This is a genomic window from Neolewinella xylanilytica, from assembly GCF_002934605.1.
Classification (GTDB): Bacteria; Bacteroidota; Bacteroidia; order Chitinophagales; family Saprospiraceae; genus Neolewinella; species Neolewinella xylanilytica.
The window spans coordinates 1598044-1617818 of sequence record NZ_PTJC01000006.1; the positions used below are offsets into that span (position 1 = coordinate 1598044).

Genomic DNA, 19775 nt, shown 5'->3' on the forward strand with positions numbered 1-19775 from the left:
CATGTCCAACTTTACCAAGCTTTTGCTCCTGATAACACTAGGTTTAACTACGCTCGACCTGAGCGGCCAAACCAGTTGTGGACAAGACGAACCCTTCCTGCTACCGCCCACCAGTACGTTCTGCGCGGACTCGGATGGATTCGTGACCGTAAGTTTTAAAATTTACAACAACGGCGACCCCGGTACCTACCGGGTAAATTTTCCGGATGGAACCGATACCGTTTACCTCGGGGTGGTCAACACCGTCACCGTGGAAAAGCGATTTCTGTTTAATTGCCAGTCACCACCCGGTAAACCGGCGCCACCGCGGGCGGGTGCACTGTACTACGAATACTCCGGCGCCCTCACGGTCGTGCGCGAAGACTGCGTCGACGAACGCGGCGACAATCAGAAGGGTACCTACGATTTTCGCGTCGTACCCAACCCGATCAACGAAATCACCTATAGCGACGTAAAATGCGTCGAAGCCCCCTTCGAGGTAAACTTTAACGCCAAGCTTTGCTCCGAAGAGTTGGCCGAATCCTTTCAGTGGTACGTCGACGGCGTCATGGTGGACGGGGCTACGAACCCCAGCCTCCGCCACGTCTTCGACACCCCGGGAACCCATACGGTCGCGATCGAAGTAGAAACCTTCAAGGGGTGCGCCGTGTACCGCCGAAACCAGGGTTTCACGATTGATGCCTCTCCGGTGGTAACGGTCTCGTACACGCTGGATTCCACCCAGCTATGTAATGACGACATTCAGATCATTCCCAATAATCAGTATAAGTACGCCAATAAGTACCAGTGGAGCACCACCTCTCCGGGTGTGACCTTCAGCGATGCATCGGCTCCCAATCCGGTGATCAACATCAGTAACGATAAAGCAGGCCTGCGCACCATCACCGTGGAAGCCAGCAATGGCGTTTGCTCCGGAGTGAAAAAGACCATCACGGTAGAAACCCAGCGCGGCCAGCAGATCGACATGCCAGAAGAAATCATCACCTGTACGGGATATGTCTTGCAGCTCTGTGAATACCTGAATTATACCCCCACGCCGGAAAGCATCAGTTGGAGCGCCAACAAGCCTGGAGTGCACTTCAGCGACCCCAATGCAGCCTGCCCGACCGTCACCTTCGACACCGACGATGAATACCTACTGATGGCTTCGGGCTTCGATGCCTGTGGAGAGCGTTACGATATTCCGGTCGACGTTCGCGTCCGCGACGGCGCCCGCCTGCAGATCGATTTTAGCTCCATCGATACCCTCTGCACGGTCGATCCCGCCATCAATCTGCTGGATTACATCGTCCCGGCGGAAAACGTGAGCCGCATTACCGGCAACGGGGTGGTCAACAACATTTTCGACCCATCCGCGGTAGCCGGTACGACGCCGCTCACGGTGATAGACAGTTGCGGAGCAGCATACGAGGTATCCATCTACGTTATCCCCCAGGAAGTCTACAATGGCATCGATCCAACCATCTGCCAGGGTGACACCGTTGACCTGGCGGGCGGACAGCCCGGCACCTATTCCGGCACCGGGGTCAAAGACGGGGTTTTTTACTCCGATGGACTTAGTGTAGGTACCTACCGCATCGCGTTTTCCAGCTTGACGTACTGCGGGGGAGAAGATACCGTCAGCATTACCGTCCAGGAATATCCGCGCGCCGATTTCGTCGTGCTCGGTGACAGTTGCGCCCCCGGTGCCCTGGGCAGTATCTATGCCGGCTTGGATCCGCTCTTCGTCGAGAGCCGGTCAACCGCCCGGAGCCTTTGCTTCAGTGTTCTCGAGACCGGCCAACAGGCGTGCGGAAGGGAAAAAGCAAAATTCGTTTTCGCCACGGCGGGTGTTTATACCCTCCAGCAGGTAGTAGCCTTCCCCGGGGGAGGTTGCAGCGACACCTTGCGGAAAGTGATTGAGGTAATCATGCCGCCGGTTATCGACCATGGGTTCGTGATGGACAGTACGTCCTGTGATTCGCTGCAAATCGACTTCGCCGCCGGTATACACCATCCCGGAGTAACCTACGATTGGAAATTTTCCAATCTCGATTTCAGCGCTGACTCGACCCCCCACCTGGAATTGCTCCGGCCGCTTGCCCCGGAAGTACTCGGCGTCAAGATTGCCGTGGAAAACGCCTGCTACGTCTCCGAAGATACCTTCGGTGTAGCCCTTCCCCAGCGCTTCCGGGTCTCCTTCAGTGTCCTCAACGACAACAACACCATTTGTTCCGACGATACGGTGTTCCTAGCAAACACCTCCGTGAATGCCCACAATTACCGGGTCACCTTTCCGGACGGACGCCAACAAACGCAGCTACCCCGAAGCCTGGTCCTGCAAAACTTCGGAACTACCGTGCTGAGCTATCCCATAAGACTGGAAGGTTCAAATACCAGCTGCCCCGATGAGGTAGCGTACGATACCGTTCACGTGCTGCCGATTACCACCGAAGCGGCCTTCGGACTGGCCTACGACAACGTGTGTTCCTCCGGTGCCATCGAACTTACTAACGCCTCCACTCCCGGCGCCCTCACCTTTGTGGATTGGGGTGACGGCAGCAGCCCACAGTACATCGATGACCTAGAAACGCTGACGCACAGGTATCAGACGGACAAGGATCGGACCTTCAAGATCTCGCTGGCCGCCCAATTGTGTGGTATCGACACCTTCCGGCGAAACGTAACGGTGAGACCTTCTCCGGACGCCTCCTTCGACGTGACGGCCGCAGAGGCCAACTGCGTCGGCCGGGAAATGATCTTCCAATCCACGGCAGCCCAAAAACCGCATAGCTATACCTGGGACTTTGGCGACGGAACGGGGTCGAGCCGCTTCAGCGACACCCACAGATACGCCAATACCGGTACCTACCGCGTGTACGCTAAAGCGGTGAGCCGTAACGGCTGTTCGGCCGTCGATAGCCTGGACCTCACCATCGGCGATTACGACGGTCCCGCCTGGGATGTCACGACGCCCGCATCGGTGTGCGAAGACGCCCTGTTCGGCCTTGATCTCCGGGCCCCGCAGACCGGATGGACGATCGATTACGGCAACGGCTTAGTGTCCCAGTCCCCCATCGATCAGCCCTACAGCAAAGCGGGAAAGTATACCCTCAAACTGCGTGCCACCTCGGCAAACGGTTGCTCCCGCGACAGCAGTGCCGTGGTAGCCGTACAGACCGGATTCGAGGCAAAGATCCAGACGGAATCAGCCCGGACCATCGTAGAATTGGGCGACGAGCTCGACCTCGACGTACACATCACGCCCCCCCGCAACATTACGGAGCTTGCCTGGACGGGCGACAGCATCTACAACCGGTTTTCGCCCTTCACTACCGCGCTACCGATCAACGACGGATTTTATACCATCCACCTTACCGATACCAACGGCTGTACCGCCTCGGATTCGATTCGCGTGATAGTCAATAAGGATTACGAAGAGCGCGTGTTCGTGCCGAACATTTTCAGTCCGAACGGCGACGGCTACAACGACCGCTTTGGATTCGAGGTGAAAAGCCACACCGTGGAACGGGTGAAATACCTACGCGTGATTTCGCGCTACGGTGCGGTCGTGTACGAATGCCAAGATTGCCAAGCCTCCAGTAGCGGAGAAGGGTGGGACGGAACAGTGGCCGGAAGGCCCGTAGAGCAAAGTGTCTATATCTGGGCGGCCGAAGTCGAGTTTATCGACGGAAGCAGCCAGCTATTTACTGGCGATGTGACGCTATTGCGTTAACATCCGTGTGACCAGAGTAGATATTTCCCTGTGTTGAGAAGGCCTGCCGGTTACGGCGGGCCTTTCTTTTTACCTGGTTACCGGCCCACTTGGGCCAGGAAGACCCGGCTGGTTTCCGTTGCTTCCAGCACCACTTCCGCTCCGGCTGCCAAGAAGACGGTACGGTCGGTTTTCGATATGGTCAGGCCGTCGGCCGTGGTGAGCTCTCCTTCCATCAGCAGCAGTATTGCCGGGCCGTCCGAAGCGGCTATGGCGACTTTTTCCTTTTTGGCAATGTCGCGAAACGACAACTCGAAGTCGGGGGCGGGAGTAGGGTAGCGGTTCCAACCGTCGACCCCTTGCCGGGGACGAAGTTTTTCCGGGACCACTTCCTCGAAGCGGGTATGCTTCATCAGCTCGGGAACGTCGATGTGCTTTGGCGTGAGGCCGCCACGCAACACGTTATCGCTGTTGGCCATCAGCTCCAGGCAAGCCCCTTCCAGGTAAGCGTGCGGAATGCCAGCCGCCTGGAAGATGCCTTCTCCGGGTCGTAGGTGGACCAGGTTGAACCAGTAGACGGAGAAAATACCTCGGTCGAAGTGGCCATCCGTGGTATATTGCTCATAGGCCCGTTTCGCCCAGAACGCGGCCTCGCTCTTTTCCGGCTGGCTGTCCGGTAACCGGTGGTGGAGCGGACGCAGCAGGCGGTCCACGGTGTCCTGGTCGGCGTTCATGACGTGGGCGTATAAGCCGGTTACATCGTCACGTTCGAGAATGGGGATAAGTTCTTTCCAACCGGGTACGGAAGTGAGCGTCCGTTGAATCTGGTCTCGGGAACGAAAACCGTGCAGCAGGTAAAAATCGGTCAGGGCTACCCCCAGCTCCGGTTTGTGGTTGTCGTCGCGGTAATTACGGTCGTTCGCATCCCGGTCAGGTCCGTTCGCCTCCTCCGCGGCAAAGCCCTTTTCGGCGGCTGCTTTCGTAGGGTGGACCTGGATGGAGAGCATTTCCCGGACGTCCAGCACCTTAAAGAGAAAGGGAAGACGTCCCGCGAAGCGTTCGGCCACCGCCGGGCCGAGAATCCGCTCCGGCGCGGAATCGATCAGTTGACCCAGGTCTCCTGCGTCGCCCCGCAGCTTACCCGGACCTTTTGGATGGGCGCCCATCCAAAGCTCGGCCCAGGGTGTTTTTTCCCTGTTTTCGCGTTGCAGCAAGGCGGGCAGGAATTCGAATCCGCCCCAGGAGTAGTGCTGAATGATTCCCGAAAAGGGGTAGAGGGTAGGCAAACCGGAAGATTTTGTTGTTGCAAGGTACAGTCCTTTCGCCGTCGCGGTGTTCGGTTGCTCGGGCTGAATCTTGGGTGGAGGAAACAAAAAGGGTAGGTGCGGACGCTCAATCCTGCGGTTCGGTTACCTAAGAAGGCGGCGGCCGCGCCGTTGCCACCCACGTTGTACAAAATACATACCTTGCGCCCCTTATCGCAAAATTCATTTCATGCCCTATCTTTTTACTTCCGAGTCCGTATCGGAAGGCCATCCCGACAAAATTTCCGACCAGATCAGCGACAACCTCGTCGACCACTTTTTAGCCTTCGACCCCAATTCGAAGGTGGCGTGCGAAACCCTGGTAACCACGGGGCAGGTGGTCCTGGCCGGAGAAGTAAAATCGGCTACTTACCTGGACGTACAGGATCTGGCGCGTGACGTCATTCGCCGCATCGGCTATACGAAGTCGGAATACATGTTTGAGGCCAACAGCTGTGGGGTGCTGTCGGCGATTCACGAGCAATCGCCGGACATCAACCAGGGCGTGGAGCGTACCTCGGCCGAAGACCAGGGTGCCGGCGACCAGGGCATGATGTTCGGATACGCCACCGACGAAACGGAGAACTTCATGCCCCTGGCCCTCGACCTAAGCCACCGGATACTGAAGGAATTGGCGACGGTGCGCAGGAGCAACGAACGGATGACGTACCTGCGCCCCGACGCGAAGTCACAGGTCACCATCGAGTATGACGACGACCACCGGCCGATCCGCATCGACAGCATCGTGGTATCCACCCAACATGACCCCTTCGGAGAAGACGAGGTGATGCTGGCTACGATCAAGCAGGACGTGATCGACTACATTATCCCGGCGGTACGCGACCAACTGCGCCCGGAATTGCGCAAGCTCTTCACCGATACCATCACCTACCACGTTAACCCGACCGGTAAATTCGTCATCGGTGGTCCCCACGGCGACGCCGGCCTCACCGGCCGCAAGATCATCGTGGATACCTACGGGGGTAAGGGTGCCCACGGTGGTGGTGCCTTCAGCGGAAAGGATCCGAGTAAGGTGGACCGGTCAGCGGCCTACGCTACCCGCCACATCGCCAAGAACCTGGTGGCGGCCGGCGTGGCGAGAGAGGTGCTGGTGCAGGTCAGCTACGCCATCGGGGTAGCTAAACCGACCAACATCTACGTCAATACCTACGGCACCTCGAAGGTCGGCATCTCCGATGCCAAAATTGCCGAGAAGGTGGCCAGCCTGTTCGACATGCGTCCATACGCCATCGAACAGCGCCTCAAGCTCCGTAATCCGATTTACCTGGAAACGGCCGCCTACGGCCACATGGGCCGCCAGAGCGAAACCAAGGAACTCACCTTCCGCAACGGATCGGGAGAAACCAAGACCATGACCGTGGAAACCTTCACCTGGGAGAAGCTCGACTACGTGGACCGCGTGAAAGCGGCTTTCGGACTGTAAGCTTCGCCCATCGGAAATTCCTCACTCCCGTTCCAGCCGGATCTTTCGCTCCAGGGCAGCCTTGACGAAGGATACGAACAGGGGGTGAGGATTTTCCACGGTGCTCTTCAGCTCGGGGTGGTATTGGACGCCCACGAAGTAGGGGTGGTCTTCAATCTCGATGACTTCCACGAGGTCGGTTTTCGGATTCACCCCGGCAATGATCAGGCCCGCTTCCGTCAGCTGTTCCAGGTAGGCATTGTTAAATTCGTAGCGGTGGCGGTGCCGTTCGCTGATGTCCGTTTTGCCGTAGGCTTCGGCCACCCGGGTGCCGGGGCGTAACCGGCAGTCGTAGGCGCCCAGCCGCATGGTGCCCCCCTTTGTAACGATGTTCTTCTGCTCCTCCATCAGGTCGATTACCGGAGCCTGGGACAATTCGTCCACTTCGGAGGAACCGGCTTCCTTAATGTTGGCTACGTTACGGCTGAACTCCACGACGGCGCACTGCATACCGAGGCAGATGCCGAAGAAGGGAATCTTATTTTCCCGCACGTAGCGTACCGCTTCGATTTTTCCTTCGATCCCGCGCTCGCCGAAGCCAGGGGCTACGAGGATGCCATCAAATTTATCCTTGAGGAACTTCGCGACGTTATGGGCTTCCCCCTCCAGCTGCTCGGAATGGATGGGTACGACCTTTACCTTGCATTCATTGATCGCCCCGGCGTGGATAAATGACTCGTAGATCGATTTGTAGGCATCCTGCAGCTCGTTGTATTTACCTACCAGACCGATGGTGACCTCGTGGGTACTGTTTTTTAACTTGCCGAGGAAGTCCTTCCACCGGCGCAGGTCCGGCGCTTTGCGATCCGGTAGCCGCAGCTTGCTGATCACCGTCGCGTCCAGGCCTTCCTTTAGCATGTGCAGGGGAACGTCGTAGATCGTGGAGGCATCGAGGGCTTCTACGATGCAGCTCTTTTCCACGTTGCAGAACAGGGCCAGCTTGCGCCGAATGGATTCGTCGATCTCGTGCTCCGTGCGCACCACGAGGATGTCGGGCTGGATGCCCGTCTGCAACAACTCCTTTACGCTATGCTGGGTCGGCTTGGTTTTTAATTCCTTGGCCGCCGCGAGGTAGGGAATCAGCGTCAGGTGCACGGTCAGGCAGTTGTCTACCCCGAGTTCCCAGCGTAACTGCCGTAGGCTTTCCAGGTAGGGGAGGCTTTCGATATCCCCGACGGTGCCTCCGAGTTCCGTAATGATGATGTCGTACTCCCCGGTGTTACCCAGCAACTGGATGCGGCGCTTGATCTCGTCGGTGACGTGGGGAATCACCTGTACGGTTTTACCCAGGTAATCGCCACGGCGCTCCTTTTCAATGACGCTCTGGTAAATTCGTCCGGTGGTGACGTTATTCGCCTGGCTGGTGGGCGTATTCAAAAAACGCTCGTAGTGCCCCAGGTCGAGGTCCGTTTCGGCACCGTCGTCAGTCACGTAGCACTCACCGTGCTCATAGGGATTCAGCGTTCCCGGGTCGACGTTGAGGTAAGGATCGAATTTCTGAATCGTAACGGATAACCCCCGGGCCTGCAACAGCTTAGCGAGAGAAGCGGCAATAATGCCTTTGCCGAGGGAGGAAGTCACCCCGCCCGTAACGAAAATATACTTGGTCATATATAAGGATTACGGGACACAAAGGTACACTACGCCGGTGGAACCACCGGCCCCGACCGCGGCTAAATGCCTTTCTATGGCCCGCTCCCTTAACGATAAAACAAATACCGGCTGGGGGCAGTTAATAAATCATCGCCTTAATGTTAACTGTATGTAAATAATTGGTTAACTTTAGTTGTACAAACGGCCACTATGTTAAGCCTACGTTTCGCATCGCGGTGTATTCTCTTGCTGCTCGCCTCCCTGTTGGTAGGGGCGGCGCATGCCCAGCGGACGGTCAACCTTTTGCACGCCCCGACGGGAACCGAGCGCGGTGAGGCCAGTCGCGACGCCCTGGCTCCGCTCGCGGAATCTTTCACCTTCGACCGGAACCTCATTTTTTTCGAAGCGATGGTGGACGGAAGTCCGGGAAACTTCATTTTAGACACCGGCGCCCCAACCCTGGTGATGAATAACCGCGGCTCCGCCGGAAGCGGAAGCAACTACACCGGGTATGGTTCGGGCGGATCGGTGGCGTTGACGGACCACCGCGTAAATCTCTTCGAGATGGGCGGGCTTACCGTAGAGAACTACTGGGCGATCGGTATCGACCTGCGCGGAATGGAAAATCGGGTCGGTCAGCGAATTGATGGTATGGTAGGTTACGAACTGCTCAACGACGGGGAGTTGCGCATCGATTATGCCGCCCGATCCTTCCGGTTGCTGCCTTCCGAACGTCACCCGAAGCACCTAGGTGTAGCTCCCCGCGCGGTACTCAAATTTTCGATGGTAGACCATCTCCCCGTGGTGCGATTCCGCATTAAGGGCAAACGCTACGCCTTTGCCATCGACACGGGTGCGGGAAGCAATTTGGTGGATAGCAAGGCCGCCGAAGGGTTGCAGCTGGCCGATACGGGGGAAGCGATGAATATTCTGGGGCTGGACGGTCGCCACGTAGAAGCCGCGATCGTGAGCCTGCCGACGCCGGGAGAATTTGCCGAAGGGGAGGAGACCATCGAGCTGGTTACCATGGACCTGAGTCACCTGCAGGAGGAAGGCCACGAGCTTGCCGGCATTCTCGGATCCGCCTTTCTAAGCCAATTTACCGTTGGCATCGATTACCGCCGCCGGAAGATTTACGTTTGGTAGCCAGCCGGGCGTTCCGGTTTGTGACGATCTATTGCACCTGCGCCCCGGCGCAATGCTTTACCTTTGCTCCCTCACTAAGTATGGCCCCATGAAATTTGACGTACAGCACCTTGACCGCAAATGGCAAGCGTACTGGAAGGAGCACAAGACGTACCGTACCCTCAACGATACCTCGAAGCCAAAGTACTACGTACTGGACATGTTCCCCTACCCGTCCGGGTCCGGCCTCCACGTCGGTCACCCGCTGGGGTATATCGGCTCCGATATCGTGGCCCGTTACCGCCGGCAGGCCGGTTTTAACGTGCTGCACCCCATGGGCTTCGACGCCTTCGGCTTGCCCGCGGAGCAATACGCCATCGACACCGGCGTACACCCCTCCCAATCCACCGCCGTCAATACCGCCCGCTACAAGGAACAGATGGAACGCCTGGGACTCAGCTTTGACTGGGACCGCAGCGTCAATACCTCCGACCCCGGCTACTTTAAATGGACGCAGTGGATCATCGGGGAGGTGTTCGAGCACTGGTACGACCGCGACGCGGATAAAGCCCGCCCCGTATCCGAATTAATCGACCACCTGGAAAAACACGGGACGGAAGGGCTGCACGCCGCCGAAACCGAACCCCGCCGGATCTCGGCCGAGGAGTTCAACCGTCTCGATGCCAAGGGCCGCAGCGACCTACTGATGAATTACCGCCTGGCCTTCCGCAGCGTCAGCTACGTCAACTGGTGCGAAGCGCTCGGAACGGTACTTGCGAACGACGAAGTGAAGGACGGTCGCAGCGAACGGGGCAACCACCCGGTGGAACAACGGCCCATGCTGCAGTGGAGCCTGCGGATCACCGCCTACGCCGAACGGCTGCTCGCCGGACTGGACACCGTGGACTACAGCGAGGGATTAAAAGCACAACAAATCAACTGGATCGGTAAATCCACCGGGGCCCTGGTGCACTTTGACATCAAGGGGCACGAAGGGCAACTGGACGTGTTCACCACCCGGCCGGATACCATTTTCGGTACCACCTTCATGGTGATCGCGCCCGAACACGAGCTGGTCGATCGGCTGACTACCCAAGCGCAGCGCGGGGAAATCGACGACTACCTGACCTACGTGGGCAGAAGAAGCGAGCTCGACCGGATGAGCGAAAACCGGGTGACGGGGGCGTTCACCGGGGCGTACGCGATCAACCCGCTCAACGGGGCGGAAGTACCCATTTACATCGCCGAGTACGTGCTCAAGGATTACGGTACCGGAGCCATTATGGCCGTGCCGAGCGACGACGACCGGGATAAGCGCTTCGCCGAGAAATTCGGCATCGAGATCATCGACGTGGTCGATAAATCCGACTACCCGGGAGCGACGCTGAAGGATAAGGTAGGTCGCCTCATGAACTCCGGCTTCCTCGACGGTATGGAAGTACCCGATGCGATCGCCGCGGCCACCGAACGCATCGAAGCCGAGGGCCGCGGACAACGGCAGATTAACTACCGCATCCGCGATCTGGTCTTCAGCCGCCAGCGCTACTGGGGCGAACCCTGGCCCATCGAGTACGACGACGAGGACGTCCCCCACCGCGTGGCCACTGTAGACCTGCCCGTCGAGCTGCCGCAGATGGAGGATTTCCGGGCCGTTAACGGCGCTTCCCCCCTCGAACGGGCCACGGACTGGATCCGTCACGATTCCCGGCGGCGGGAAACGGACACCATGCCCGCTACCGCCGGTTCCAACTGGTACTACCTGCGATACATGGACCCGACCAATGCGAACGAGTTCGTAAGCCCCGACGCCGTCAATTACTGGCAGGACGTGGACCTCTACGTGGGCGGGGCCGAACACGCCGTCAGCCACATCCTCTACAGCCGGCTGATCCACAAATTTCTGTTTGATATCGGTAAAGTACCTACCCGCGAACCCTACAAGAAATTGCTGAACCAGGGCATGATCGGTGGACCGATCAGCTACATTCACCTCGGTATCCTGCTCACCGACGACGGACAGCGCCACCCGGTGTGGGTCAGCAGCAACGTCGCCGAAGGGAGCGGCCTCGAGGTGCCCGGTATCGGTAGCGGCCACTTGGTGCTCGACGAAAGCACCGGTAGGCGACTGACGCCGCTGCGCTTCGTTACCGAAACCTCCGTCAATAACGAAAGCAGCTACCGCCTGTACCACGATGCCGTAGACGAGGCCCAGCGTTTGGATCACCAGGATGCCGCGTACTTCCGGACCATCCTGCAGCAGGCTACCGCCTTTGCCTGGTCATTGGACAAGGAAGGCCGTCAGTACCTGGAGCTGAGCGTGGAGCAGGGGAAAATGTCCAAGCGGAAGTACAACGCCGTTAATCCCGACGACATCTGCGAGCGGTACGGTGCCGACTGCTTCCGCATGTACGAAATGTTTCTCGGCCCCATCGACCAGGGTAAGCCGTGGAGCGTGTCGGGCATCGACGGGGTCTACCGCTTTCTGCGGCGCTTCTGGACCCTCTTTGTCGGGGAGGGAGATCGCCTGGCCGTCACCGATGCGGAGGCCACCCGGGAGGAGCTTAAAATTCTGCATACCCTCATTAAAAAGGTTACGGAGGACATCGAAAAACTGAGCTTCAACACTTGCGTTAGCGCCTTTATGGTGGCTACCAACGACCTGACCAAGCTTCGCTGCGACAAGCGGGCCGTACTCGAGCCCATGGTTCGCCTCATCGCACCCTTCGCTCCCCACCTGGCCGAGGAACTCTACCGCGCCCTGGGCGGGACGGAGACCGTGCACCGGGCGGGGTGGCCGACCTTCGAAGAGCGGCATCTCGTCGAGGACAACATCACCTATCCTATCGCCTTCAACGGGAAAACGCGGTTGACGCTGGAGTTTCCCGCGGAAGCTACCCGGGAGACCATCGAGGAAACGGCGCGCGCCGATGCGCAGGTGCAGGGGTACCTGGAAGGGAAAGCCATTCGCAAAGTGATCGTAGTGCCTAAGCGGATGGTCAATTTCGTGGTGGGTTAGGCATTGGCCGGCTAAGCGTATTTTCGCCGCGTGAATACCTTTTCCGAAAGCGACCTGCAGATCGAGTTTCCGAATGATTGGTCGGTCCGTAGGTTCGATCAGACCACCGCTTACCGTAGCGTGAGCGGCCATGGGCTGAAGGGGGTCGACTTTCTTTGTCTGACCCCGGAGGGCGAGCTATGGCTGGTGGAAATCAAAAACTTCCGCCGGCGTAATGAATTGTCCTCCATGAAAAGACGAAGCCCCGAAGGACTGGCCCAGCAGGTGGGGAAGAAGTTTTCGGATTCGAAGCGGATCATCCGGGTAGTGAACCGCGCCATGCAGCAGCGATGGTGGTTGCGGTTGGTACTACTGTGGTACGCCTGGCGCAAGCGGGAGCGACCCGAATCGGACTATTGGTTCTGGGCGGAAGCGGAGCGGCGACTGGAACAGGCTTCCCGTACCGTCTGCCTGTTGTGGATGGAAACACCGGAACGGACGCCGGACTATGCCGCAGCCGTTCGCGAATTTCTGGAGGAAGCCCTTGAGCCGGGAAACCAACTGCACATTGCCGAAACCAAATCGCCGGGTAAGCCGCCGCTACACGTCACCCTCAATCCCGATACACTATGAAACCTGCCTACGAACTGGATGATCTGGACCGGAAAATTCTGGCGCTGCTCATGGAGAATGCGAAGCGGCCGTATACGGATCTTGGGGCAAAACTCTTCGTTTCCGGCGGAACGATCCACGTACGGATGAATAAACTGATCGCGGCCGGGGTAGTGCAGGGGCAGACGCTGGTCGTGGATCACACCAAACTCGGGTACGACGTGAGCGCCTTTCTGGGGATCTACCTGAAGGGAAGCGGTCTCTATAACCAGGCGGCTGCCTACCTCCGCGGTATCCAGGAGATCGTATCGGCCCATTACACTACCGGGGTATACAGCATTTTCGCCCGCGTGATCTGCCGGGATACCGATCATTTGCGGGAAGTGCTGCAGCGTATCCAGGCGTTCGAAGGTATCCAGCGGACGGAGACCTTCATCTCCCTGGAGCAGACCTTCGAGCGACCCGTTCAGGTGATAAGTCCGGAGGATATGGCGGAACTGCGGGCTACAGACGATCCAGCAGAATCTGACCAGCCAGATACGTGATTGCCTGACCGGAAATACGGACCTTCTTTCCCCGAACCTCGCAGTAGAGCCGCCCGCCGCGGGGGGAGAGCTGTCGGGCGGTAAGCTTTTTCTTCTTCAATTCCTTGGCCCACAACGGTGCCAGGGCGGTATGCGCCGAACCGGTAACGGGGTCTTCCTGAATACCCAGGGCGGGATAAAAGCAACGGCTGACAAAATCCACCTTGTCTCCGGGGGCGGTGACCGTAAGTCCCCGGTGTTTCAGCTTAGCGATGACGTGATGATTCGGAGACAGGCTTTCGACCTGCGACTGGTCTTTGAGTACGACGATCAGGTCGTCGGTCCCTTCGTATACCGCCTGTGGTTTGAGGCCGGCCAGGGCGCCACGGATCTTCTTGGAGGACTTAATTTTGCGGGGCTTATCGGCGGGAAAACTGAGGGTGTAGCCGCCTTCATCGGTGTCGGGACTGACCACGATCGTGCCGGCTAACTTAGTTTTGAAGCGCAATTTATCCAGGTCCTGGCCCCCGGAGCGGTACAGCACGTGGGCCGCGGCCAGGGTGGCATGCCCGCACAGGCGAACTTCCGTAGTGGGCGTGAACCACCGAATGTCAAACTTGCCTTTTCCACGGATCACGACGAAGGCGGTTTCGGAAAGATTATTCTCGGCTGCGATGCGCTGCATCAGCTTGTCGGAGGGAAATTCAGGAACCGGGACGACAGCGGCCGGATTGCCACCGAAAAGGGTGTCGGTGAAGGCATCAACTTGGTATAGCGGTAGATTATGCATAAACATTTTTTAAAATTGATCATTAAACGGCCCGATTCAATCCACAAATCTCGTTTCACCGTAGGTCTTTGGGGGTTGAGGGTGACTATTTGGAGGATTATCCGTCTGTAAAAGTAGCACTGCCTTACAACCGTAAATTGACTAAGCCGCCAAACTTATGAATTCTTACAATACACAGCTCATGGATCATCTTTTCTTACGGGAAGGGACGACCTACGTAAAGATACCTTTACAAGACATCCACTACATCCAGGCCGACGGCAACTACGCCTACATCCAGACGCGTGATAAACGCTTCGCCATCAAACGTAGCTTGGCCACCATCGCCGACGAATTGAACAGCGAACAGTTCGTACGCGCCAGCCGCGGTTTACTAGTCAATTTTCAGCAGGTCAGCAGTGTCAGTTTCGCGGATGGGGTGTTGCAGCTCGCCGATCAGCAACTCAAGATGGGGAAGGCTTACCACGCTGACATCAAGAGCCGCATGCCGCGACTCTAACCATTGAACGTACTGAAGGAGTAGCCGTTCTCCCTGGGTGAGATTCATCGTCTACGATATCGAGGCCACCTGCTGGGAAGGCCGCCCTCCCGGAATGGTCCAGGAAACAATAGAAATCGGCGCCTATGAGGTCACTGCCTACGGAGAAGTAGGCAGTGCCTTCAGCCGGTTGATCCAGCCCATCCTCCACCCCCAGCTGAGCTACTTCTGTCGCCGCCTCACCCGCATCGAACAGGCGGATATCGACCGGGCGCGGGATTTTTCCCGCGTCATCGAAGCCTTCCGCGAATGGGTCGCTCCGGATACCGAGCCCTACGTGCTGGCCGCCTGGGGAGATTTCGATCAGCGGCAGCTGCTCCAAGACTGCTGGCTGCACCATGCGGACGACGAATGGCTACTGCCGCATATCAACCTCAAGGCACAATACCGGGAGCTGCGCGGTTTGCCCAAGAAACGCGGCCTCGCCTCCGCCGTCCGCCACGAGGGCTTTGAGTGGACGGGTGAACAGCACCGCGCGCTCGACGATGCGGAGAACACCGTTAAGGTGTTCCGCAAGCTGTTGGATATGTGGCGCTACTGACGGGATACGTTCTATCGCGTATGCTTCCGCCTGCCGTAGCTTTGCGGCCTCAATTTTCATCCGCATCGAACGCTCCGCTTCCCTTCTTCGCACCCGCATTGCCGTGGCCCTGGCCTTCGCGATCAATGGCCTGGTCTACGCCAACTGGACGAGCCGCTTACCCCGTTTGCAGGAGCTGTACGGGATCGACAACGGGCAGACGGGCTTCGTGCTGACCAGCCTGGCCGTCGGGTCGCTCATCGCGATGCCCCTCGCTGGCTATCTGATCGTCAAAAACGGGAGTCGCCGGTTGGCGGTGGTCTCTACGGTAGGGTTTATCCTGGTCGTGCCTTTAATGGCCTACATGCCGGGCTACGCCGGCTTGCTGCTGCTCATGCCGCTGGTGGGGATCTCGACCGGGGTAATGGACGTAGCCATCAACGCCCAGGCGGTGGAGGTGGAAAAACTCTGGGGACAGCCCATCACCTCCTCCTTCCACGCCTGTTTTTCGGGGGGTATGTTCGTTGGAGCGGGCATCGCGGCCGCCTTTATCTATTTGGGGATGGACCTGGGTCCGCATTTTCTGGTCATTTCCCTGATCACTTCCCTGTTGTCGATTTACGCCCTCCGTAATTTTTTGAATGACGGGCCGGACGCCGGTCCGGAAATCGGCCCCGGCGCCGGCCGCTTCGGTCTGGCGATCGTACTCCTCGGCCTGGCTTCGCTCTGCACCATGATCGGTGAGGGCGCCATGGCCGACTGGACGCCGCTATATATGACGCGGGTAACCGGAAGTACGGAGGCTATTGCTCCCTTCGGCCAGGCCGCGTTCAGCGGCGCGATGCTGTTGGGGCGGAGTTTTGGCGACGGCATTCGGGGGCGGTTAGGTTCCCGCATCGTGATTGTAGGGGGAGCGTTGGTGGCACTAGTCGGCGTGATGGCGGCCATACTTTATCCCGTGCCCGCTGTAGCGATTGCGGGATTCGGACTCGTCGGATTGGGGCTGTCGAACATCATCCCGGTAGTATTCAGCCAGGCGAGTAGGGTGCCCGGGCTCCGGTCCGGGGTGGGCATCAGCTCGGTAAGTACCATTGGCTACAGTGCCTTTCTGTGGGGACCGCCGGCGATCGGTTTTGTTTCGGATTACCAGAATGCGTTGTTGCCCGGCGGGATCGGCCCCTTCGATGGGGTGGTCGGTCTGCGGGTAGGTCTCGGAGTGGTTGCGCTGTTGATGGTGCTACTCTTCATTTTGTCGGCCTTTTACCTTAGAGTAGAAGATTAACGCCCGATGGCGTGGTTCCTGGGCTTTTCCATACATTTGCGCCTGAGAACGACCAAAATCAAACTAATGAAATTCAGCATCGACAAACAGGAACGGTACAGCGTCATCAAACCGGAGGAAGACAACCTCAACTCCGCCGTAGCGCCTCAGCTCAAGTCCGAGTTTGTCATTCTGGCCAACGAGGGCATCACCAACCTTATCCTTGACCTCAGCGGCGTGAAGTACGTCGATTCCTCCGGACTGAGCGCGATCCTCACCGCCCGCCGGCTCTGGAGCAACCTGGGCACCTTCGTCGTTACCGGCGTAGAACAACCCGCGGTGAAGCGACTGGTGGAGATCAGCAAAGTGGATACCGTACTGACCATTCTGCCGACCATGAGCGAGGCCGTCGATTTCATTTTTATGGAAGAGCTTCAGCGCGACATGCAGGCCGAGCCCGGCGACGAATAGCCGGTCGGCACCGTGCGCTTCGAAGTTACCGTTCTCGGCTCCAACGGCGCTCTGCCCAGTGACCGCCGCCACCCGTCCGCCCACTTCTTTCGGAGCGAGGTGTCCGATATCCTCGTTGATTGCGGAGAAGGTACCCAAATGCGCCTGCAGGCCGCCGGCCTAGGGATGGGGCGCTGTGGGTTAATTTTAATTACCCACCTGCACGGCGACCATTACTTCGGTCTACCCGGCCTGCTGACAAGTATGGCCCTGAACGGCCGCACCATCCCCTTGCGCATCGTGAGTCCGCCAGGACTCTGGGAGCGGATTGCCCCGCTGCTGGAACTGGACCGTTACGGACTGCCCTTCGATCTTCACTTCGACTCCGTGGCCGCTGACAAGCTCGTAGCCGTCCGGGAGCTGGAGGACGTTGCCATTTTCGCTTTTCCGCTTCGTCATCGCATTCAGACCAACGGCTACCTGATCCGGGAGAAGCAGCGGGAGGCCAATATGGTCAAGGAAGCGATCGAGCGACACGCCATACCCTGGCAGTCCATTGCCGGCATCAAGCAAGGGGCGGACTACACCGATCCCACCGGCCGGGTAATTCCCAATCACTTGCTAACCGTTCCGCCACCCCCGCCGCGGTCCTACGCCTACTGTTCGGATACGGCATACTTTCCCCAATTGGTGGAATGGGTCAAGGGCGTCGACCTGCTATACCACGAAGCCACCTTTCTGCACGAGATGGCCACCGAAGCGCGGGATCGCGGACACTCCACGGCCCGCGAGGCGGCAACGACCGCCCGCGCCGCCGCCGTTGGTCGGTTGATCATGGGGCACTTCAGTGCCCGCTACGCCGACACCACCGCCCACGAGCGCGAGGCCCGCGCCATTTTCCCCAACAGCTACGCCGTCCGCGATTTGTACCGCTACCTGGTGCCCTACGCGGGGCGGGGGGAGCCGGGGTCGGTCAATTAAGGGCAAATAGCTAAATTGCCCCCATAATCATCGAATCATGCGTAAGTACCTATTCCTCTTTCTGCTCGCCGCCGTTACGGCACTCCAGGCCCAGATCACCGATCCGAAGGCCACGGAGTTTTACGAGCCCGTACCCCCGAAAGTGAAGCCGGGCGCTCAGCTCGGCGAGGCGCCGGCGGATGCCATCGTGCTCCTCGGCGATGGCGCGGACGCCAGCGAATGGGTCAATGCCGCATCGGGCGGCGCGGTCGACTGGACCGTGGATGGAGACGCCCTGATCGTCAAAGGCGGTGCCGGGAACATTTCTACCCGCCGCAAATTCGGCGACATGCAGCTCCACGTCGAGTGGCGCAGCCCCAGTGAACCCGACAAGGAAGGGCAGGGTAGGGGCAACAGCGGCATCTTTCTGCAGAACCGCTACGAAGTGCAGGTGCTCGAGAGCGAAGGCAGCGACACCTACACCAACGGCCAGGCGGGATCCATCTATAAGCAAACGCCTCCGCTGGTCAACGCCCTAAAGCCCATGGGCGAGTGGCAGACCTACGACATCATTTACACCGCCCCCCACTTCAATGACGACGGCATCCTGATCCGCCCCGCCTACGTAACGGTACTGATGAACGGCGTGGTGGTGCAAAATAACTTCGAGATCAAGGGCCCGACCGAATACATCGGCTTACCCCACTACGAAGCCCACGGCGACGACGTTATTTCGCTCCAGGACCACGGCAACGCGGTAGCGTACCGGAATATCTGGGTGCGCGAACTTTAAATCCGCCTTTCTTTGCGCGTCCTGATCTGCCCGGACAAGTTCAAGGGGAGTCTCTCCGCCCGGGCGGCCGCCACGGCCATTGCCCGGGGGGTACGTGCCGCCTGGCCCGAAGCCGAAATTACGCGCCTCCCCCTGGCGGACGGTGGGGAGGGGAGCATGGAATTGCTCGGCAAAGCTTACGGATTGAAGGCCCGTCGCGTACGCGTGGCGGGCCCCCTCCGCAGACCCATCGATGCGGCCTACTATTTGGGTAATGGGCGTGCGGTGATCGAGTCTGCCGCGGCCTGTGGGCTCTACCATATTCCGCCCCCGCGTCGCAATCCGGAGAACACCACCACCATTGGCGTAGGGTCGATGATCGACGATGCCCTCGCCCGCGGTGCCCGTCAGCTATCCCTGCTCATCGGCGGAACGTCCACCAGCGACTGTGGTGCGGGCATGGCCGCGGCCCTGGGCTACCGGTTCTACACCGCTCAGGGATACGAGATCGTACCGATGGCGGGATCCCTGCGGCACGTGGCGCGCATCGATGTAACGGACCGGCACCCCGGCCTGCAAGAGGCCCGGATAACCGTGCTGTGCGACGTAGATAATCCCCTGCTAGGTCCTACCGGCGCTACCTATACCTACGCCCGGCAGAAGGGGGCCGCCGAAGACCGGCTTGATCACCTGGAAGAAGGCATGCACCACTTCAACGAGCTGCTGCGGCGCGACCTCGGTCAGGACGTTGCCGACCTGGCCGGAGCCGGCGCGGCGGGCGGACTGGGTGCCGGAGCCGTGGCGTTTTTGGGTGCGGAATTGCAAAAGGGTGCGCCGGTGATACTGAACGAGATCGGATTTCCGAAGGCGGCCGCCCGCGCCGATCTGCTGTTTACGGGGGAGGGAAGCATCGATCGACAGACCGAGCGGGGAAAGGTCGTTTCCGAGGTCATCGGCGCCGGAAGACCTACCGTAGCGGTTTGCGGACGGAGCACGGTCGCCGCGGAGGACCTGGGTGCACTGGCCATCCTGTCGCTGGACGGCCTGGAAGGAATCAGTACGAACGAGAAAATGGTAAGGGCCGCCGAGTTGATCGAAGCGGAAGTCTTTAAGTACTGCCGGCAACGTACTGAGCATACGCAGTAGCAGGGGGG

The 19775-nt window shown here is 59.0% G+C and carries 16 protein-coding genes; 13 read left to right on the forward strand and 3 right to left on the reverse strand.

The features are described 5' to 3' along the window. The first annotated feature begins 1 nt into the window (after nt 1). Nucleotides 2-3715, forward strand: a complete 3714-nt coding sequence (locus tag CLV84_RS15870; RefSeq protein WP_104420745.1) for a PKD domain-containing protein — start codon at nt 2-4, stop codon at nt 3713-3715. A gap of 77 nt (nt 3716-3792) precedes the next feature. On the opposite strand, the gene manA is transcribed toward CLV84_RS15870, so the two are convergent. Then, nucleotides 3793-4980 (reverse strand): mannose-6-phosphate isomerase, class I, encoded by a 1188-nt coding sequence (gene manA, locus CLV84_RS15875; RefSeq protein ID WP_170067733.1) that lies wholly within the window; start codon nt 4978-4980, stop codon nt 3793-3795. 208 nt (nt 4981-5188) lie between these two features. On the opposite strand from manA, the gene metK reads away from it, so the two are divergent. Continuing rightward, complete coding sequence (gene metK, locus CLV84_RS15880; RefSeq protein WP_104420747.1) at nt 5189-6442, forward strand: methionine adenosyltransferase; 1254 nt, start codon at nt 5189-5191, stop codon at nt 6440-6442. A 21-nt stretch (nt 6443-6463) separates the two neighbouring features. Here the strand turns inward: metK and CLV84_RS15885 are convergent, their stop codons facing one another. Beyond that, entirely contained in the window at nt 6464-8092 is a 1629-nt protein-coding gene (locus tag CLV84_RS15885) for a CTP synthase (RefSeq protein WP_104420748.1), read from the reverse strand. 192 nt (nt 8093-8284) lie between these two features. On the opposite strand from CLV84_RS15885, the gene CLV84_RS15890 reads away from it, so the two are divergent. The 4 genes from CLV84_RS15890 to CLV84_RS15905 all read left to right on the forward strand — a co-directional run bounded on the left by CLV84_RS15890 (nt 8285) and on the right by CLV84_RS15905 (nt 13351). Continuing rightward, nucleotides 8285-9220 carry a retropepsin-like aspartic protease gene (locus tag CLV84_RS15890; protein ID WP_104420749.1) on the forward strand — a complete coding sequence of 312 codons (936 nt, stop codon included), beginning with the start codon at nt 8285-8287 and terminating at the stop codon, nt 9218-9220. Between the two features lie 88 nt (nt 9221-9308). After that, nucleotides 9309-12215 (forward strand): leucine--tRNA ligase, encoded by a 2907-nt coding sequence (locus CLV84_RS15895; RefSeq protein ID WP_104420750.1) that lies wholly within the window; start codon nt 9309-9311, stop codon nt 12213-12215. Nucleotides 12216-12245: 30 nt separating this feature from the next. Then, on the forward strand, nt 12246-12827 hold the full coding sequence (locus CLV84_RS15900) for an ATP-grasp domain-containing protein (protein ID WP_104420751.1): 582 nt from the start codon (nt 12246-12248) through the stop codon (nt 12825-12827). After that, entirely contained in the window at nt 12824-13351 is a 528-nt protein-coding gene (locus CLV84_RS15905; RefSeq protein ID WP_104420752.1) for an Lrp/AsnC ligand binding domain-containing protein, read from the forward strand. The genes CLV84_RS15900 and CLV84_RS15905 overlap by 4 nt, the downstream gene beginning before the upstream one ends. Here CLV84_RS15905 and CLV84_RS15910 read toward each other — a convergent pair. Next, a complete protein-coding gene (locus CLV84_RS15910) occupies nt 13311-14120 on the reverse strand; it encodes a PhzF family phenazine biosynthesis protein (protein ID WP_104421217.1) in 810 nt (269 codons plus the stop codon). The genes CLV84_RS15905 and CLV84_RS15910 overlap by 41 nt on opposite strands. A gap of 181 nt (nt 14121-14301) precedes the next feature. Between CLV84_RS15910 and CLV84_RS15915 the strand changes: the two genes are divergently transcribed. From CLV84_RS15915 to CLV84_RS15945, 7 genes are all read left to right on the forward strand, one after another. Further along, a complete protein-coding gene (locus CLV84_RS15915; RefSeq protein WP_170067734.1) occupies nt 14302-14619 on the forward strand; it encodes a LytR/AlgR family response regulator transcription factor in 318 nt (105 codons plus the stop codon). Between the two features lie 37 nt (nt 14620-14656). Further along, entirely contained in the window at nt 14657-15199 is a 543-nt protein-coding gene (locus CLV84_RS15920; protein WP_104420754.1) for a 3'-5' exonuclease, read from the forward strand. A gap of 103 nt (nt 15200-15302) precedes the next feature. Beyond that, nucleotides 15303-16460 carry an MFS transporter gene (locus CLV84_RS15925; protein WP_170067735.1) on the forward strand — a complete coding sequence of 386 codons (1158 nt, stop codon included), beginning with the start codon at nt 15303-15305 and terminating at the stop codon, nt 16458-16460. 66 nt (nt 16461-16526) lie between these two features. After that, nucleotides 16527-16910: an STAS domain-containing protein gene (locus CLV84_RS15930; RefSeq protein WP_104421218.1), complete on the forward strand. Its 384-nt coding sequence runs from the start codon at nt 16527-16529 to the stop codon at nt 16908-16910. A 12-nt stretch (nt 16911-16922) separates the two neighbouring features. Further along, nucleotides 16923-17870, forward strand: a complete 948-nt coding sequence (locus tag CLV84_RS15935; protein ID WP_104420756.1) for a ribonuclease Z — start codon at nt 16923-16925, stop codon at nt 17868-17870. Between the two features lie 37 nt (nt 17871-17907). After that, entirely contained in the window at nt 17908-18642 is a 735-nt protein-coding gene (locus CLV84_RS15940) for a 3-keto-disaccharide hydrolase (protein WP_104420757.1), read from the forward strand. Nucleotides 18643-18654: 12 nt separating this feature from the next. After that, nucleotides 18655-19767 (forward strand): glycerate kinase family protein, encoded by a 1113-nt coding sequence (locus CLV84_RS15945; RefSeq protein WP_170067736.1) that lies wholly within the window; start codon nt 18655-18657, stop codon nt 19765-19767. The last annotated feature ends 8 nt before the right edge of the window (nt 19768-19775 follow it).

Coding starts and splice junctions, on each gene's coding strand:
- CLV84_RS15870 (WP_104420745.1), top strand. CDS start 2: ATGTCCAACTTTACCAAGCTTTTGCTCCTGATAACACTAGGTTTAACT.
- metK (WP_104420747.1), top strand. CDS start 5,189: ATGCCCTATCTTTTTACTTCCGAGTCCGTATCGGAAGGCCATCCCGAC.
- CLV84_RS15885 (WP_104420748.1), bottom strand. CDS start 8,092: ATGACCAAGTATATTTTCGTTACGGGCGGGGTGACTTCCTCCCTCGGC.
- CLV84_RS15890 (WP_104420749.1), top strand. CDS start 8,285: ATGTTAAGCCTACGTTTCGCATCGCGGTGTATTCTCTTGCTGCTCGCC.
- CLV84_RS15895 (WP_104420750.1), top strand. CDS start 9,309: ATGAAATTTGACGTACAGCACCTTGACCGCAAATGGCAAGCGTACTGG.
- CLV84_RS15905 (WP_104420752.1), top strand. CDS start 12,824: ATGAAACCTGCCTACGAACTGGATGATCTGGACCGGAAAATTCTGGCG.
- CLV84_RS15910 (WP_104421217.1), bottom strand. CDS start 14,120: ATGCATAATCTACCGCTATACCAAGTTGATGCCTTCACCGACACCCTT.
- CLV84_RS15915 (WP_170067734.1), top strand. CDS start 14,302: ATGGATCATCTTTTCTTACGGGAAGGGACGACCTACGTAAAGATACCT.
- CLV84_RS15930 (WP_104421218.1), top strand. CDS start 16,527: ATGAAATTCAGCATCGACAAACAGGAACGGTACAGCGTCATCAAACCG.
- CLV84_RS15940 (WP_104420757.1), top strand. CDS start 17,908: ATGCGTAAGTACCTATTCCTCTTTCTGCTCGCCGCCGTTACGGCACTC.